Annotated in this window: 7 protein-coding genes; 3 read left to right on the top strand and 4 right to left on the bottom strand. The window is 42.1% G+C overall.

What is annotated here, in order from left to right; genetic code table 11:
- Window position 1: 1 nt before the first annotated feature.
- Entirely contained in the window at window positions 2-1,876 is a 1,875-nt protein-coding gene (locus AC1DFM_RS01345; RefSeq protein WP_477074926.1) for an ATP-binding protein, read from the bottom strand.
- Between the two features lie 184 nt (window positions 1,877-2,060).
- Between AC1DFM_RS01345 and AC1DFM_RS01340 the strand changes: the two genes are divergently transcribed.
- The 3 genes from AC1DFM_RS01340 to AC1DFM_RS01330 all read left to right on the top strand — a co-directional run bounded on the left by AC1DFM_RS01340 (window position 2,061) and on the right by AC1DFM_RS01330 (window position 7,412).
- A complete protein-coding gene (locus tag AC1DFM_RS01340; RefSeq protein ID WP_477074925.1) occupies window positions 2,061-5,096 on the top strand; it encodes an AAA family ATPase in 3,036 nt (1,011 codons plus the stop codon).
- A gap of 4 nt (window positions 5,097-5,100) precedes the next feature.
- Window positions 5,101-6,354: an McrC family protein gene (locus AC1DFM_RS01335; protein ID WP_477074924.1), complete on the top strand. Its 1,254-nt coding sequence runs from the start codon at window positions 5,101-5,103 to the stop codon at window positions 6,352-6,354.
- Window positions 6,355-6,476: 122 nt separating this feature from the next.
- Window positions 6,477-7,412, top strand: a complete 936-nt coding sequence (locus tag AC1DFM_RS01330; protein ID WP_477074923.1) for a gliding motility protein GldB-related protein — start codon at window positions 6,477-6,479, stop codon at window positions 7,410-7,412.
- 86 nt (window positions 7,413-7,498) lie between these two features.
- On the opposite strand, the gene AC1DFM_RS01325 is transcribed toward AC1DFM_RS01330, so the two are convergent.
- Genes AC1DFM_RS01325 through AC1DFM_RS01315 form a run of 3 tightly spaced genes read right to left on the bottom strand, consistent with a single transcriptional unit; the run spans window position 7,499 to window position 17,112 of the window.
- A complete protein-coding gene (locus tag AC1DFM_RS01325; RefSeq protein WP_477074922.1) occupies window positions 7,499-7,759 on the bottom strand; it encodes a hypothetical protein in 261 nt (86 codons plus the stop codon).
- Window positions 7,760-7,769: 10 nt separating this feature from the next.
- Window positions 7,770-11,786, bottom strand: a complete 4,017-nt coding sequence (locus AC1DFM_RS01320; protein ID WP_477074921.1) for an RHS repeat domain-containing protein — start codon at window positions 11,784-11,786, stop codon at window positions 7,770-7,772.
- 43 nt (window positions 11,787-11,829) lie between these two features.
- Window positions 11,830-17,112: a hypothetical protein gene (locus AC1DFM_RS01315; RefSeq protein ID WP_477074920.1), complete on the bottom strand. Its 5,283-nt coding sequence runs from the start codon at window positions 17,110-17,112 to the stop codon at window positions 11,830-11,832.
- Window positions 17,113-17,476: the final 364 nt, after the last annotated feature.

The raw sequence follows: 17,476 nt of genomic DNA, 5'->3' as shown, positions 1-17,476 counted from the left end.
TTTACTGCTGCAATGAAACATAGAACGTTGATCCTTGCCCCGGTTGACTTTCAAACCAGATACGCCCACCGTGTGCTTCAACAATTTGCCGGCAGATATAAAGACCCAGGCCAAAAGAAGGTTCTCCGGCTGTTCCCTTTCGCTTAACATTCGTTTCAAATGGTTCAAATATCCTGGCGGCCATTTCCGGTGGAATGCCCATGCCGTTATCACGTACGGATATAGTAACGGTACGTGGCGTGTTGTCAATGGCAGGAGTATCTTCTGCCAAAATTTCAATAGTGGCTCCGTCAGGACTAAATTTGATAGCATTGCCCACGAGGTTATCTATTACCCGGGATAGCTTCCGTTTGTCGGCGAGTACAAAAGCCGGTGCTGTTTTGGGAGCAATCAACGTCTGCTTTTTCTCTTCCGCACGATAGGTCAGTAGTTGCGCCGATTCCTGCAGCAAAGGAATTACATCTATCCTTTCTTTCTGCAGGGGCTGGTTGCCTATGTCGAAATCTGTTTCCAGTAAATCAGTAATGAGTAGTAGGCATCCTTTGCTGGCCTGATCAATCAATGCTATCCATTCTTTATCCCAGGTGGAGGATGGGCTGTCCAGCATCATACCCGTAAAGGCATTGATAGCCCCTATGGGATTGCGTAGGTCATGCGCTACCACCCGGATAAGCCGGGAGTAGTTTTTATTGCTGGCCTCCAGGGCCGTAGTGATCGTGGTGAGTTGTTGATATTGTTTTTCCAGCGTGGCATGCACACGGGCATTTCTTTTTTTATTTCGCCAAAGGAGATAGATAATTACCGCTGCCAACAAACAAGCAATGCCTACCAACAAGAGTAAACGATTGGCATACACTTTTTCCTCCCGGATAATTTCAAGCTGCTGGTCTTTGAGGGCATAGCTGATATAGTCGATGCCGGATTGGTTTTCCAGCTCTTGTTTTGCCCGGTATAGCGTTATCAGTGCGGCACTATATTCATACGCTTTTTGCTTGTCGTTGCGGGCTATATAAAACTTATACAGTCTGTTATCTATATTCAATTCATAACTTCTGTATTTTTTCTCTTTTGAAATATCTAATCCCTGCTGGTAAAAACTAACGGCTTTAACAGAGTCCTTGCCGGCATACAGGTCTGCCAGTTCGATCAGTATATCGAGACTCATAAAATTCAGATTTTCCCGCAGTCCTCCCGATAGCGCGCTTTCCAATAGTAGGATGCCATTTGTCGTATCTTTTTTCTCCAGGAGCCTGTTGGCCTGCAGTTGTTTCACGGCCAGCAGCACGCGGGTATCGTGATATTTTTCTGCGATGCTGATGATTTTATGGATGTACTGGTCTACTGAGTCTGTGGTAAACTGTTGTGGATATTGGAGAATATAATTATAAAAGACCAACGACATGATGGAGTCATGGCTAAGCCTGGCGCCGAGGTCCATGGCTCTTTTGAAATGACTCAACGCCTTTTCACTATTACCATTGGTATTGTACACCATGGCAATGTTCATCAACACCTGTACGAGGTTGGAAGAGTCCCTGATGGCACCGTATTGGTTAAAGGCATCGCCGTAATAGCGTAGTGCGAGGTCACTGTTTCCCTTTATATCAAAATAGATACCCAGGTTAGTGGTGGCATCCGCCATTCCTTTGGGATAGTCTATTCTGTCCGCTATTTCCCGGGCCGTTCTGGCGTAGATCATGGTGGAATCAGCATCCTGTTCATAAGACAGGGTACTTATTTTATTCAGTATATCTACATACTGGACACTATCGGTAACCGCCGGTAGTGCTTTCTGAAGGGAATGAACGAGGTCTTCCTGGCTGTGTGCAATACCGGAAAAAAATAATAATAGAACAAGGGGGACAAGTGATCTCAAGGATATCGTTTGTAACAAATTAATGTTTATAATGGTTACATCAAAATATATAATATGTAAAAGCGACTTTTGTTGCAGGTGAACCTTTATAAGGAAATACCTGTTTCTTCGTATATTAGTATTAACGTACCTGGATGAGCTGTAGCGTCCGACATATCGTCTATTCCTTAATATAACCTTATACATGAGTTTTCAGCCGGAATTAATAGCAAAAGAACATATCCTTCAGGCCTTCAATGATCTTGATACGCAAGGCGGCGAACTGAAAAAGTCAACAAGGTATGACGTTGTCCATGAAGGTAAGCGGTATCCTCCCAAGGAAGTGATGCGACGAGCGCATTTCTTAGCTAACCAAGAGCATATTTGGGAATCCAGCGGCGGCGAGCCAACAAATAAATACTTAAAAGCATTTGGGTTTGAAATACAAGAAAAGAATACCCAGGAGAGTCCATTCTTTCAACTGATTCGTGATTATAAAGAGTTGTTGAAAATAGAAGGTCTAACGGATGAAATTTACAAATGGGAACTGATCCAACAATTTAAAGGATGTCCTAACCTCGAAGCGGAGGATTTGAGTGCTGAACTCAAACGCATTAAGTTTCAAAATTTGATTTACGGACCTGGCATCGGTGTCATTCAAACTTTAGCGACGGAGCGCACAGCTGGATACCGGGAATGTTTGCGGAAATTGTTTGACGATAACACGGATCTCAATCAACGGATTAAAGCCTTTGCTGAAACGGCCGAAAGCCTGCATCGGGAACTGAATAAAAACCCGAATCATCTTTCGCATCATGATGAGCGAACTGCTGCCACCTTACTGACCTACCATAACCCTGATCGTTATACGCTCTATAAAGATTCCTTTTATCGGATTCTTTGCAGGGTCATAGGAGAAACCCAGCGGGCTCCCGGAGAGAAATATGCCCACTATCTGGATATAGTAGGGGACTTCATTGATGGTTATGTACGTCCTGATACCGACCTGATAGCGGAGGTCAATAGGCTAAAGCCTCCATCTGCATTTGAGGACACGGGCTTACGGATATTGGCGCAGGATATACTTTATCGGATGCTGGAGATCCATGGCCGCACATTTCAAACATTGATGGCAGACGTTGCTGAGATGTTAACCGAGGAGAGTGGGGCAGCTAATTTTGCGGTGATGTCGCAGGTACGTGGTGGAAAGGGCAGGTATGAATGGATGTGGGGAAGCGATCCAAGTGGTTTGATTTCCACGGAAATGGCACACTATGAATTTGAAGTGTTGGCGAAGACCCCCGGATCGATCAATATCTGTCTGCATTTTGAAGATAAAAGAAATAAAAATATTTTTTATCAAGAGATAGGTAAAACGTTGCCAAACGATTTGGAATGGTTTTCATGGGAGGGGGCCCGCAGCATAAGGCTGAAAACACCGATCAGCTTTTATAGTGAACAAACAGTAACGCAAATTATCGACCGCCTGAAGTTCTTTGACCAGGCCATCGGTTCACAGGTTCGTCAGATTATCCTCAACCTGAATGGAGAGCACCTTAAACAACATATTCAAATGAGTCAACCGCTTAATCAAATATTATTGGGTCCTCCGGGAACAGGAAAGACATATCATACCATTAATAAAGCGCTGTCTATTCTGGATGGTGATATCTCGGGCAAATCCCGACAGGAACTAAAAGCGCGTTTCGATCAATATTTGGAAGAAGGGAGAATCGTCTTTACTACCTTTCACCAGAGCCTGAGCTATGAGGATTTTGTAGAAGGGATTAAACCTGAACCACAGACGGATGCAGGGTCTATTCAATATGATGTTAAACCCGGCATATTTAAGTTGATCTGTAATGCAGCCCGTCAGCAGAAGGATGTAAAATCGCAGAAAGAAGAAAGCTTTTCCGGCGTACGTTTTTTTAAAATGTCAATTGGAGGGTTACAGAATCCGCATATTCACGACTGGTGTATCAAGAATAATTGTGTTGGGCTGGGCTGGGGCGGTGATCATCATTTTGAAGAATTTCAGCGCATAAAACAATGGAAGGATTATCGTGAGAAATTCCAAAGCCAGTTTCCCGATCTTGTTAAAGAGAGTCGTTACAATATTACTGCCATGTTTACTTTCCAGAACATGAATATCGGTGACATTGTTGTTGTTTCCAAAGGCAATCATATTATTGATGCTATAGGCAGAATTGCAGGTGAATACTATTGGAGTGACGAAAATGATTTTGAATATTATCAATTTCGAAAGGTGGAGTGGCTGGCCATTGATCTTAACCAATCTCCTGAAACTTTTTTCAAAAAGAAGATCAGTCAGCAGAGCATTTATGAGTTTTATGATGATGACGTTAAACATGAGGCGTTCGCTGATTTTTTTAAGGCCGATAAGCAAGCCCCGAAGCCTTATGTGCTGATTATTGATGAAATCAACCGGGGAAACGTATCGAGGGTATTTGGAGAGTTGATTACATTACTTGAACCTGATAAAAGGGCTGGAAAAAGTGAAGCACTGAAAGTAACATTGCCGTATAGTCGCGATGAATTTGAAGTTCCTGCTAACCTATATGTTATTGGAACCATGAATACAGCTGATAGAAGTGTAGAGGCACTGGATACGGCATTAAGGAGGCGATTTAGCTTTACGGAAATACAGCCTGATCCCGAATTGCTTAGTACTCCGCTTATGCTCTGGCAAATGATATGGTATCATAAGGATGTAAAAAGTACCGACGAAAATTACATGGCTGCTGAGCAGGAAATGCTTGAACTATTTGGTGGCACAGAAGAAATTAAAACGCAGTTTAAAACAATTCATAATAGCTGGCGTGAAAAGAATGTCGAACAGATAGATGAACTGAAATCAGCATATTTTGCGGGTTTTGACCTGAAGAAATTGCTGCAGGTGTTGAATAAACGGCTTGAAATGCTTAAAGACCGGGATCATCAGATTGGTCACGCTTATTTGTTAAACGTTAGGTCAGTCAATGATCTGATGAAAGTATTTCGTGATAACATCATTCCTTTATTACAGGAATATTTCTTTGGTGACTATAGGAAGTTAAGACTGATTCTGGGTGATGGTTTTATCAGTTCGTCAACACATCAGGTGACTTTTGCCGTTGATGAAGAAGATGAAGTAGATACGAAGGAACTGTTTTATGTTAATACTGATGCGTTTTCTGGCATCGAGGCATTCCGTGCAGCGTACGCAAAAATGAAATTGTAAGATAATGAAGCGGGTCAAGCAATATTTTGAATATGATAAGATCAATTTTGAGCAGGAATGCTTTTCTGACGCAGAAATCGTGGCTATTCAACGATTCAGTGAAAAAGCATCCTATTATGATTTAACCTATAGGGGGCTTCGCTTTAAACAATTCGTTGGAGTACTACAGATAGGTCAATTGACTATTGAAGTGCTCCCCAAAATTGATCGGCAGGATAACAACAAAGAGAAGTGGAGGGATGTATTACTTAATATGCTGCTGGAAGTACGACTGATGCAGCCGGAAAGTACCGGACTGGCCAATTTGAGACTTCGGGCCAACTCAATATTGGAATTGTATTTCAGCATATTCCTGGCAGAGCTTCAAAAGCTATTGCGCCAGGGATTGATTAAAAAATACAGAACAGAACGGGGGAATCAACACTCCCTTAATGGCAAGCTGCTATTTCATGAACATATCAAACATAACCTGGTTCACGCAGAACGTTTTTATACGGAGCATTCCACCTATGATTCCCATCATGAACTTCATCAGATCCTTCACCAGGCACTTCAGGTGGTGCATAAGATGACCGCTGGTTCTTCTCTTGAAAACGCTGCTGAAATTTTGTTGCAGGAATGGCCACAAAGTAAGCCCGTATTTATTTCGGAAGATGTTTTCAAAAGGATTCCGGTGAACCGCAAAACAATGCCGTATCAAACCGCGCTTCAGATAGCAAAGTTAATTTTACTGAATTATCATCCGGATCTCCGAAACGGAAAATCCAATGTGCTGGCACTGATGTTTGATATGAATTCATTATGGGAAAAATTCATATTTAGCAGGATTCAATCATGTGGACGTGAACATGATTGGCGGGTAAAAGACCAGGTAGAGTGGTGTTACTGGCGGGGAGATGCCGGCAGTAAAAAGGTTATTCCGGATATTGTTATTGAGTTTCCTGATGGCAAACGTGCCGCATTGGATACAAAATGGAAGTTACCGGTACAACAGAAGCCAGACGACAATGACCTCAGGCAGCTGCTTACCTATAAAATGTATTTTGAGGCAGATCATGCCTATTTGATCTATCCTTGCCATGGCGTGGAAAGTTTTACAATACCAGGTGCTTTCCATAGTCGCAGTCATCAGGAGAGTCTGATATTTAAGGAAGGATTTACTTTACATGGTGGCCTGATTTATTTGAATACGCTTTTAGGTGATAAATTGATTAGCAGGCCATTGTTTGCAGCGATGTTCCACAAGTTGTTATTTTAATAAGCCTGTATAGAAAGGTTGCTAAGATGCCGTTTTAAGAAAAGATAGGTACTCCTCAGTCGCTATGCCGGATCATTTACAAGATTCTTCCTCCTACGCCTGGAAACTTAATCAGCTATTATATGCACTTTATTAAAAACGCTATCATCTTATTACTAACATCATTTGTTACAACCACGCTCTGTGCACAAACGAAAATCTACTATTCAGACATTGACCTGTTTTGGAAAACATTTGATCGCATACATGCCGTTGATGACTCTGCACAGCAGATACAGCTCATACAAGCCATGTATCTGGATAAAGGTACCAAAGGATTAAAAGAGCTGGCCCATATCAGAAATTGGACACCCTCAAAATTTCAGAAAAGCATTTTTGCTCATCCCGATTTCTGGACATCTATCAGACCTAATACAGGGAAGGTAAAAGCGCATATAGCTGATATTGAAAAATTAATAACTGCATATAAAAAGCTGTATCCCGCATTTAAAATACCGGCAATCTATTTTACCATTGGATATATTGGAACAGGGGGAACTACCACACAAACGGAAGTACTAATAGGGACGGAGATTGGGGCATCGGATAGCACCACTAACTCCGTAGGGCTTCATCCTTTTTTACAAAGCTATTTTAGAAACAATAAAGGGATTTTGCAGATTGTGGCGCATGAACTTTCTCATACACAACATAAGGGAGGGGATATGGAAGATAAAGCCCACACTAACCTACTGGGATTTTGTATTGCAGAAGGACTGTGCGATTTTATAGCAGAATTATTGTTGAAGCGTCCAGTGGAAACACCGTATATGCGTTATGGTAAGGAACATGAAAAGGAAGTATGGGAGAAGTTTAAACAGGAGATGCATGGAAGGGAGTTGAAAGACTGGCTATATAACGGAGTTGATCTTGGATATTTTGTAGGATATGCCATCTGTAAGTCTTATTATGACCATGCTACAGATAAGGCTAAAGCGATCAGTTTTATGATAAACCTGGATAATGAGCAGGTGGCGGATTTAGATAAGTTTTTGGCTGCTTCCGGATATATGCAGTAGTACTGTTTTTAAGTTACATGCTGAATGAAATAGTCCCAAAAGCGCATCCTGCAGGGGATACGCTTTTGGGACCAAATATAAGTTGACTATAAAAGCTCCACAAAGGGTTCTTTCCCTTTGTGATAAACCTTATAGTAACTTTTATTATCATGAATGGCAATTACAATTTTACCATTTGCGATGCAGGTACTTAACACGACACTTTCGGGGACCGCATTCGTTTCTATCTGAATTTCCTCATTGGAAGGGAGTTCAAATTCAATTGCCTGCGGTTCGTGAACAATCACCATAATGTTTTCCGAATCATTACGAATGGTAAAGCTTGTTGGTGTTATATTTTTTTCCATTGTGGTGTTTTTATTTAAAGAAAAATCTTACTATTTCCATGGTGAAATCTCGTCTTACTTCCGCAGCTGGATTTCCCAATCCGCTCTTGGAACCCACTTTTGCTTTTACTAACTGTTTATTATACGCTCTGGCTAGCTTTACGAGACTTTCTTTATCCCAGCCAGCTGCCAGTAGGCCTTCCCTGGTAAAGTCACTCATTTTTTTATAGATACCACCAGGGCCCTTCCCCCAGCCGAAAAATTGAGAAGCCTCATTTGAGCTCATACCTTTTGCTGCCAATATTTCTTTTAAAGGATTTATTTTTTCAGCGGTCGTTGTTACTTGCGTTCCAACTTCCGCAGCTTTTGCGGCATCTGTTACCACTTGCCCAAAAACAGCTTTGGTCTCATTTGCAACAATACCGGTACCTTCGGCCATCAGGGTCAGTTCTCCGGCGGCGGCTGGCCCCAGCAATTTTCCACCAGGTATTGCAAAGGTAGCCCAACTGGCTAATGCTTCCCATCTGCTCTCAACAAATTTAATCCTTCCTTCCGCAACTTCCTTCTCCCAAAATATTTTGGTATTCATGTCGTCAACCGACTGACTAGCTTCTGCGAAACCGAACAGTTGCCGATCACCACTAGATTGGGTTCTACTTACATAAATTTTGCGGCCATACAGATCTCTGTCGCCTCCCCACGGATATCCACCATAGGTAACACTATATTCCCCGTTAACTTTATAATCCGATGCAGTTCCTCCCCAGAAAAGCGCACGCCACTGCGCTCCAAACCAACTATAGGCGCCATCAGGATCAACGCCATTCACAGGGTTGTTGCCCATTCCAACATATGGAGAATGGAATTGATTGGCCGGATCAGGACTGATCCATCTTCCTATTCTTGCATCATACATTCTTAAATCAAAGCTGTTCCACCCGGTTTCTTTATCTTTTTCACTAAACTGTCCCTGGTACCCAAATCTATAGTCCAATGTACCGCCATCACGCGCCACATACCCAAAAGGATAATAATCAGAGAAATTTTTTATGGTTTTATTCTGATCTATAACAACACGTACATTACCTAAATTGTCACTTAACTCATATTCGCTGAGTTGTGTTCCTTTTCGGTAAATCCCCAGTCGACTGTCACCATACAATGGAACTTCCACCTGACTGGTGGAACCGGAACCAGCACCTGCCTGGCTGTAAATAGCCACAATACTGCCCGAGAGGTCCGGGGTATAGTAGGTGGTAGTGTTATTGACATAGTCTATTTTGCTCACTCTTACTCCCCGCTCATTATAGATAAAATTAATCTTGGGTTGGGTAAAGGCAGCATCTCCATACACACCACTCACTCTGCCATCAGCATTATATTTTATGTAACGTGCAGGACCGCTAGCCGGCGTTTCAGCGGTGAGCTGCCCCAGCGTGTTATAAGTATAGTTGCTATAGGCAGTACTCCCATTTACGACAGACTGTAATTGATTACTATTACCAAGGTAGTTGTACGTAAAATTGTCTGTTACTGCACCCGCGCTGTTGGTACGGGCCAGGGATTTGATATTCCCATGCAGATCATAGCTTAGATTATATTCCTTAAAAGCGGTATTGGCTGCAAACCCAGGAACTGTATAGTTTGGCGTGCCCCATGTTCCAGAGGTCAACTGATAATTGTTGTCGTATTTATAGCCGTACATAGTGGGGTTCTCTATTGCGATACCCTGCGCAACAATGACGCTTTGTGGTTTTCGGCTGTACCAGCCCATCGCCTTTAGATTACCGGAGTATTGATCATCGGCCACAGTGTTTGTCAGAGGAATGCTCTGGAAGCCGGAATTAGCACGGGTATAATCTCCACTATAATATTCCAGGTTCATCCCAAATGCGTCTGGAGCAAAGCCAGCATTAGCACCTGAAATACCGTCTTTGCCCGGGTCCAGATCTTTACTGGCGTGATTAATAGCTTTCAAATTGCCTTGCAATGTATAAGTATAATCAATCCCCTGCACCTTATTGCCTAATTCCATCCGTTTTAGTGCTCCATGCAGATAGTAGTAGTATTTCGCTTGCTGGACACGTGTTGCTGGATTATCAATGGTATTAGTATATACTGCTGATAATTGTTGATCAGCATCATACTCATAGTAATGTACAAACGTTTCAAGTGGCGTACTTTTCTGGAAAACAATTTTGGCAATACCCCCGAGATAATTGTAACTATAGTCAATAGTTTTTTTGCCTAAACCCGGAATGTCCTGTACCATCCACAGCAACTGTCCTACTTCATTGTAATTAAACCAGGTTTTAGCACCAGATACATTCTCAGTATATGACAGTGCCCCAGACAAGGCAATATCATCCTGTACATAACCGGCTAATCCGGTACTTTGGGGGATATCGTAAATGGATTTTATCCAGTTCCTCCTGACTCCATTTCCAAGGCCTCCACTGGCAGTCATATCATCTTCGATTCCCATGCCATTTACATTAAAGCTCACGCCTCCGGCAGACGGCTGGAATTCACCGCTTTCTGTTAGCCGGCCTGTTTGATCATAAAGGTCATACAGATAAGCGCCTGTTGAACGTTGAACTGCATTCTGGGCAAATTTTTCGCGACCGTCTGTGCGATATACAAACTCTGTGCGGCCTTTTTCTTTATGAACATTGGCTCTTAAGCGCCCTTTCAGGTCATACTCCGATAACGTGATATATGGTATATCCGTTTTAGAGGCATAAGCATTAATGTTTCCATTTAATAACTTCTTTACGCCTTCAGGTGGTATATGAGCAATCAACTGCCCCAGTTGATTATAAAAGTAATAACTCATTTCACTGAGGCCGGTAGTATAGGTAATAACAGGCTGCAAAGCAGGCCCTGAAGGAGCCGGACCACGTACCGCTTTATAATAGCCTGCTGGCAAGCTGTTGCCACTGGTAAAAGTCACGGCTTTTTCATCCGTTCCCATATTGTATATAGTAATAGGAAAATTTCCATCCAGGGTAACCACTGAAGGACTGGATAGATAGAAGTAAATGACGCCGTACAGGAAATTATTGCTATTGGTGACAGACAAGTCAGTTCCAGGTACAGCCGTTATTAACGTGTTACCATTCTTGTCCATTATAGCAATGGTTTCTTTCCCATCAGCATTCCGGTTGATCGTTTTTATAGCTCCTTCCGATAATGCGGTGGGCAATGCACCTATTTCGGCACCGGTAAAAAATTTATTTCTTACCAGGAAATAGTTTGTCAGCTCATTTCCCACCGGCAATTGGAAGTCACGTACTTCATGTCCGCTATTGAGCTTATATGCATCGCCCGGACCTGCGATGCGTTTAACCTTACCTGATCCATCATCATAAAAATCTATTCTGGAATATGGATAGCCGGATGCAGCTACAAATGGCTCAAGGGTATTATTGTTGCTATAATACCAGCCTAGTGTGCCTGAAACAGTGTTTCCTACAGGATCCGGATTGTTCTTTTTCGCTCCGTCGAAATTGGCAGCATTATATACGCTACCTGATGAATTTTGTACGAAATCACTTTTGTACTCAAAGTCGGTTTTCCCGATTGGAGCTGCCAATGTAAGAATGGTTGATCTTCCAAGATTATCTTTGATAATATGCTTTGCTAATACCTGTCCGGTACTGAAGTTTAACTGTTGTACCTGCAGTATAGAGCCCCGCTCATCATAATACGATTTGGACGCATATGCAGGTGTACCAGTGGCTCCCAGAACTCTTGTCAATCGCCAGTTCATAGTGGCATCTCCGGTAACTTGACCTATTTTGAAGTCAACATCTGCACCGGCTTCAATAGCAGTATTGGGTACTATTTCAATTTCCTGTGCGCTTATATAAGTGATTTTTGCTCCGGCAGCTATCACTTTATTACTGCCTGTTTCCGGCAATGTAATCTTATTCTTACTCTGAATTGTTTGAGCAAACAAAGAGTTGTTCAATAGTAATAAAGCCAATAGTGCAACGCTGATAAGCAGCGCCTTGTTAGCTATATATATTGTGATCCGATGAGTCATAGTTTTTAAATAAAAATGAAGCGTTAAACAATGCATGCACCCCCTATATCAATCCGAAATTAGTGCTGTAAAAGCTAACGGCAGGTAAGGGCTTTATAGCACTGGCTACGCATCCTTTGCCAAAATTGTATTCATGCTCAGAGATCTTCAATACTCCATTGCTGAAAGTTTCTTTATAGGTGGCAATGAGCCTGCCTGACAGATCAAATTCATATCTGGTGAACAGGTTTGCGTTATTAAGCAGGAACGTTAATTCTCCGGAGGATTTATCATATACATAAGTAGTTGTTGCTGCATTCTGGGGCTGTACTCTGAAGTCATCAAAGAATGCGTCTATAGTACCACCATTTGTACAGCTGAACTTAATGGTACTACCTGCGGTGGCAACACTTGCCGGGGTAATGATATTTAACTGGTACCAGTTGCCCGCTTTTCTCGTGCTAACTACATTGGCAGGTACTCTGGCTCCATTGTTCACCTGGTAATAAATATTGGCAACCGGCAAGGTGTTATTTATATTTTTCACCCAAACACTGGCAAGATACTGCCGGTTCACCTGCTGACTATTGACATTGATAGTAAAGCCAAATCCGTCTTTTCCAGCCGCTGTTCTCAGGCTATTGTATCCGGTATGTGCCTGTAGGCCAGGAAAACTACTGCTCTTTTCTATTGTTCCATCACCAGGGAGTACCCCTGTGCTGAAAGAACTTCCAATCAGATCATCCTCTGCTCCACAGTAGGCTACCTCATTATAACGGGCCGGAGAACTTGTTACTACCATGCGTCTGTCGTTATAGCCGTATTTAGACGTAGAAAAAAGACCATAAACATCTTTTTCTTCAAGGGCATGTGAATTGACTGTAAACAAAGTAATTTCATTTGCCTTTTTCCAGGCCGCATTAGAAGCCTGCGGAGATACCCAGTTAAAGTCCTGGAACTCGTTCCATGGAACTATGCCATTAGGTTTGGTGCCATCAGGCTGCCAGGTATACAGCATTTGTCTTCTCCATACATTTCCCAATGCGGCAGTATTCTGAATGATTGTTCCGCCACTGTTGTCAGGATTATTTACAGGAGTAGCATTACTCCACACCTGTGTAGTCGCATTGATTACACCAACTTTTGTATCATTTGGACCTTGCTGGTAAGTATAGTTAGCTGCCAGCTGCGAAAGCATATTCTTATTTGCTGCATTGTTAGTTTTTAATCCCATCTGTGGATACATCCTGTAGGCTGGTATCGCTTCAGTCAGGAATCCGTTCCCGTAAATATCCACATGGCGTGACTTAGTTACTTCTCCACTATAAAAATCAAATCCAATATTGTAAGAGGAAGAACTTGTTCCTGTTACATAGTCGACATTGGTTTGTCCGGTTAAAATAACCGGGTAACTTTCCCGGGCACTCATTGTGAACAGGTCTTTATTCTTTTTTGTGACCGGGTTATACACATATTTTCGTTCTACATTCCTTTCTACGATCACGCCCTGGTAATTGTATTTGGGCAGGTCAAAATCATAGTAACGAGAGAGAAAAGCAGCACTGGAGTTTTCAAAACTACCATGTAGATAATTATTATACATACCTGTTAACCTGGTATTGGTATTGTCGTAAGTAACTACACTCCTGAGATTACCCACCGCACTGGATAGATTTTGAATGGATAAATTATTACCCACAGATACTCCCGTATATGTTTCCAGTGTAGTGGTACCATTGCCTACTTTTTTTCGGGTAATCATATTTTCATTAAATACCTCATATTCATATACCGTGCTTCCATTGGCCACATTCTCAGTACCATCTGGTAATACAGCCTTATTAGTAACGGTAACATATTGATAAATAACTCCCGGAGGTGGTATTTCTCTGGCAATAGTGAGCAAATAGTTGATACCGGCGTACAATTTTTTCTTGTATTCTAAGTGACCGGCATTTAACTCAGGATAGCTCGATAAATTTTCTATATCAAATATACCTGGTTCATAAGAAGTAACTCCTGAACTGATTCCAGCCTGGTCAGGTTTATTATACCCGTAACTGGTGATGTTCACTCTTTCACCTGATGATACAGACATGCTTTTTACACGTAATCCTCCTCCGAAACGATTATTATTATTTATGTAAAACAAGTTGCCGGTAACGGGAATGTTAACATTCCATCCTACAAAAAAAGGAGGAATTCCTGGCGTGGTTTGTAAATAGCGATTCATGATATTCACAGAATGTAATGACACCGTCATCTTCCGGTTGGCATCGTCAATACTTTTTACCGTGAAATCTGTCAGATCTGGTATCGTTGGATCATCAGTAGGTGTGATAATGGGAATATTAGATTGACCTGGTACACCTGGCGCCGATACATATTGTGCTCCTTGTAATAATAGTGCTTTTATTCTTTTACCTATGGGGTATATTTCACTTAAACGGGTTACATCGTCACCTGTCGCCACATTAAATGTGAGTTGTTTATTAGCAACGTCATAGGTAAAATTACTCATTATGAAAGATGCTGTTTGATTTAGTACAGCAGTGGAGTAAATATCCGGTTCATAATCCACCTTAATTTTTGTACCCATTGGTGTACTTACACTACGTAATGACCATGCATCTTGTCCCGGTGCGGAAGCGGCATTTGTTAAGCCCCCAAGATTAGGGTTGGAACGAGCCACACCTGCATCATAATCAGATTTATACATTCCCCAGGAATCAGAGCCGTATTTGAAAAATGGAGGATTCTTGGTCAAACAGCAATCAAGCTGACCTGAAGCTGCCTGTGTTGGCGCATAACCCGGAAAATAGCGGATAGTATAAACATTACTCCCATTCACTTTGGTGATAACGCCACAGTAAACACCCTGACCAATTGTTAAAATATCTCCTGTTTTATATGGTATACCACTTTGACTGGCTGCTGTAATAGTACCATTGTAGGTTCCACCTGTGGGAACCGAAAGACTGCTTATATTACCTGCATTTGTATTTTCTGTTTCATAGGTAAAATCGGTAGGTGGTAACATGCAATTGCCACCACGACCTTTTATTATTAACTGTTTTAAGGTCAGTTTCCCATCCTTCTGAGTAACATCTGTATCAAAGCTATTCGTGGTTTTCTGACACAGACTATAGTCATAAACAAAACTGATTGCTCTAAATGCTTTGCTATCCATGTTAGCCGCAGCGGCATCGTTTACATCCATTACGTTTTCTGAATGGTGCGCAGTCCCTGCTATCAGTGACCCTACATTCAAACTATACGCGGGCAAGTCTTCGTTTGCAAATAATAAAACTTTGTTCAGCTTTAATGTATAGGCTGAGGTATTATCAAACCCACCGGAATTTTCCGTATCACCGGAACTAGGCATAATAGAGGTGCTGGCTCCTCTGCCATCTTTGCGTATATCCTTTACAAATAGAGCAGTATGACTTCTTGTTTTAATGCTATTCAGATAATAAACTTCCTTCTGACCTTTAGCTGCGTTCTGGAATTTGTTATCAATATCCGGAGTAAAACCTGTATCCGGGTTTCTCCAGCAATAGCTATCTGTCCATTTGCCATATTCCAATTTCACCCAGTAGCCCCAATCTCCTTCGTCTAAAATACCATTACCATTTTTATCCACATAATCTGGCCCCGTTACACCTGTCAGGTACCAGGTATAAGCATATTTAGATGGCTTAACCTGGCGGTTAAAGTTTTTGCTATTTCCATCTCCTTTAGCAGCGTCTATTTTTTCGGAGTATATGCTTTCATTAAAAGAGTAAGCCGGCAGACTATAGTGATAGGTAACTCCTGAGCTATTTGTAATGGAATACCCTCCAATTGTTTTTGCAAGGTTAGCATCATAGGAAAAACCTGTTGTACCGGATGGATATATGAACCCTTTTTTGTCCGCAGCATTAAACAGGGTGGCATAATCTATTGTTCTGATGCTCCGGGAGCCGGCCAGTTCAGTAGTTGTCGGATTGTATCCGTAATTGCCATCTGCATTACCATATACCGGTTGTGCATCAAACGGCGCCGGATAATCTAATCCACCAGTATTTTGCAGTACGATATTATTGAAATTTTGACGGTATTGATTGGAGAAGTCATTATCAAATCTAAACTGGGGATTGACACCCAACATATTGTTGCCATTGCCCATACCAGGACAAACGTACATAACGGTTGAACGGTTGTCATTGTATCCCCGGTTCTGCCGGGCTACGTATCCCTGGAACATATAAGGACGCATCGTGCCTCCCAGTCCCTGTGCAGTTACCTGGTAATTGTCAAAATCAGGATATGAACCACCTTGTACCAGATCGGGATCATTATTCTCGATAATATTGGTACTGTCTTTAAAAGCAGGATCATAATTAAGTAAGGAATAAACGTCAAATGCCTGTTGTTGCGTAATCATATTCCAGCCCGGCATGTTAAGACTACCATGTACCGGTATGGTAGCGGTTTCGTCTGACCAGTAACGCGTATAATTGTATCCTAAGCGTAGATTAACACCGTAAGCCGGAATCGGAATGTCTAAATTAAAACCCTTGTTATCCGTTGAAATATTGCCGGCTTTATCATTCGATATCGAAGCAGTAAGCCCACGCAATGAAAATGCTCCCTTAGGGTTTCCTGTACCCATGGATACTCCCAATATGGAGTAGCCGGAAGATACTCCCGCATATCCCCCATTGGTGGAGAATCCTCCCGAAACTTTCACTCCCAGACCAGATGCTGTAAAACCTGCATGTGCCTGTCCATATGGACTGACTCCTACTTCAAGGCCAACGCTACCTCCCATTATTTTTTGGCCTACACCTGCCGTTACACCAACACCAAATCCCTGATAGGTATCCTGTGAAAACGCAAGATCAAAACTAACCGTAGCAGGTGTATTTGCAATTCCAAAGCTGATACCAACACTATATGAGGTTGTTTTCCCCCCTTCCCAGAAATCCCTTCTTATCTGTGTTTCAGAATACCAGTCATCGGGATAGCCATTTACGTTACGTGTAATCGCTCCGGGGTTAAGCGTCCAGCCCAGGCCGGTCCAACTGGCATCCTCTCCGGGTTGAATGCCGGCATGATAAGACAACCCAAGTGGATATCCTCCCTCTGGTCCCGGAACTTCCAGTAATGGCAGGTTATAGGTAAAATCACCTGTTTGAAGATTTACCATGTCCGTAGTATCTACCGGTTCAAAACTTGTTGCTTCCGGTACTGTAGGCCCCGAGGTAAGTGCATGTGCAGTTAGCGGGAATCCAATTTGGAATAACAATAGAGAAAGGAAGAAAAGAGCAAGTGGTTTCCTGAATCTTTCTTTTAGAAATAACATAGATGTATAAGAATAAGTGGTTTGACGTGTTTGTGATTTTGCGATTGTTTGAGCAGGGTTCACCTGTGTTTATGGGCATAGTTCTTCTATGTAACTGGTATGGCCAGCATATTATGCGGGTTTACACAAAAAAGAAGATAAAACGATCAAAAGGCTCATTTCGAAGGAAATCCTACAACTTTTAGTCGGTTAAATCCGGGGGATACTACAACATCCATAGGTATAAAAATTTTAATCAAACAGTCCAAGGCAAAGGTACGCAACGCTATTTAAAAAATATAGCTTTATTTTCCCTTGGCAATTCGCTATAAAAGTAAGCGAATACATTTATATAAGAAGGTGTCCTGGTATGAAGGGGAGAAAA

Source organism: Chitinophaga sp. 05T412 (assembly GCF_056396465.1).
This window is presented reverse-complemented; position numbering and strand designations above follow the sequence as displayed.

Excerpts from the sequence above, each read along its gene's own strand:
- AC1DFM_RS01340 (WP_477074925.1), top strand. The coding sequence starts at position 2,061 with ATGAGTTTTCAGCCGGAATTAATAGCAAAAGAACATATCCTTCAGGCC.
- AC1DFM_RS01335 (WP_477074924.1), top strand. The coding sequence starts at position 5,101 with ATGAAGCGGGTCAAGCAATATTTTGAATATGATAAGATCAATTTTGAG.
- AC1DFM_RS01330 (WP_477074923.1), top strand. The coding sequence starts at position 6,477 with ATGCACTTTATTAAAAACGCTATCATCTTATTACTAACATCATTTGTT.
- AC1DFM_RS01325 (WP_477074922.1), bottom strand. The coding sequence starts at position 7,759 with ATGGAAAAAAATATAACACCAACAAGCTTTACCATTCGTAATGATTCG.
- AC1DFM_RS01320 (WP_477074921.1), bottom strand. The coding sequence starts at position 11,786 with ATGACTCATCGGATCACAATATATATAGCTAACAAGGCGCTGCTTATC.
- AC1DFM_RS01315 (WP_477074920.1), bottom strand. The coding sequence starts at position 17,112 with ATGTTATTTCTAAAAGAAAGATTCAGGAAACCACTTGCTCTTTTCTTC.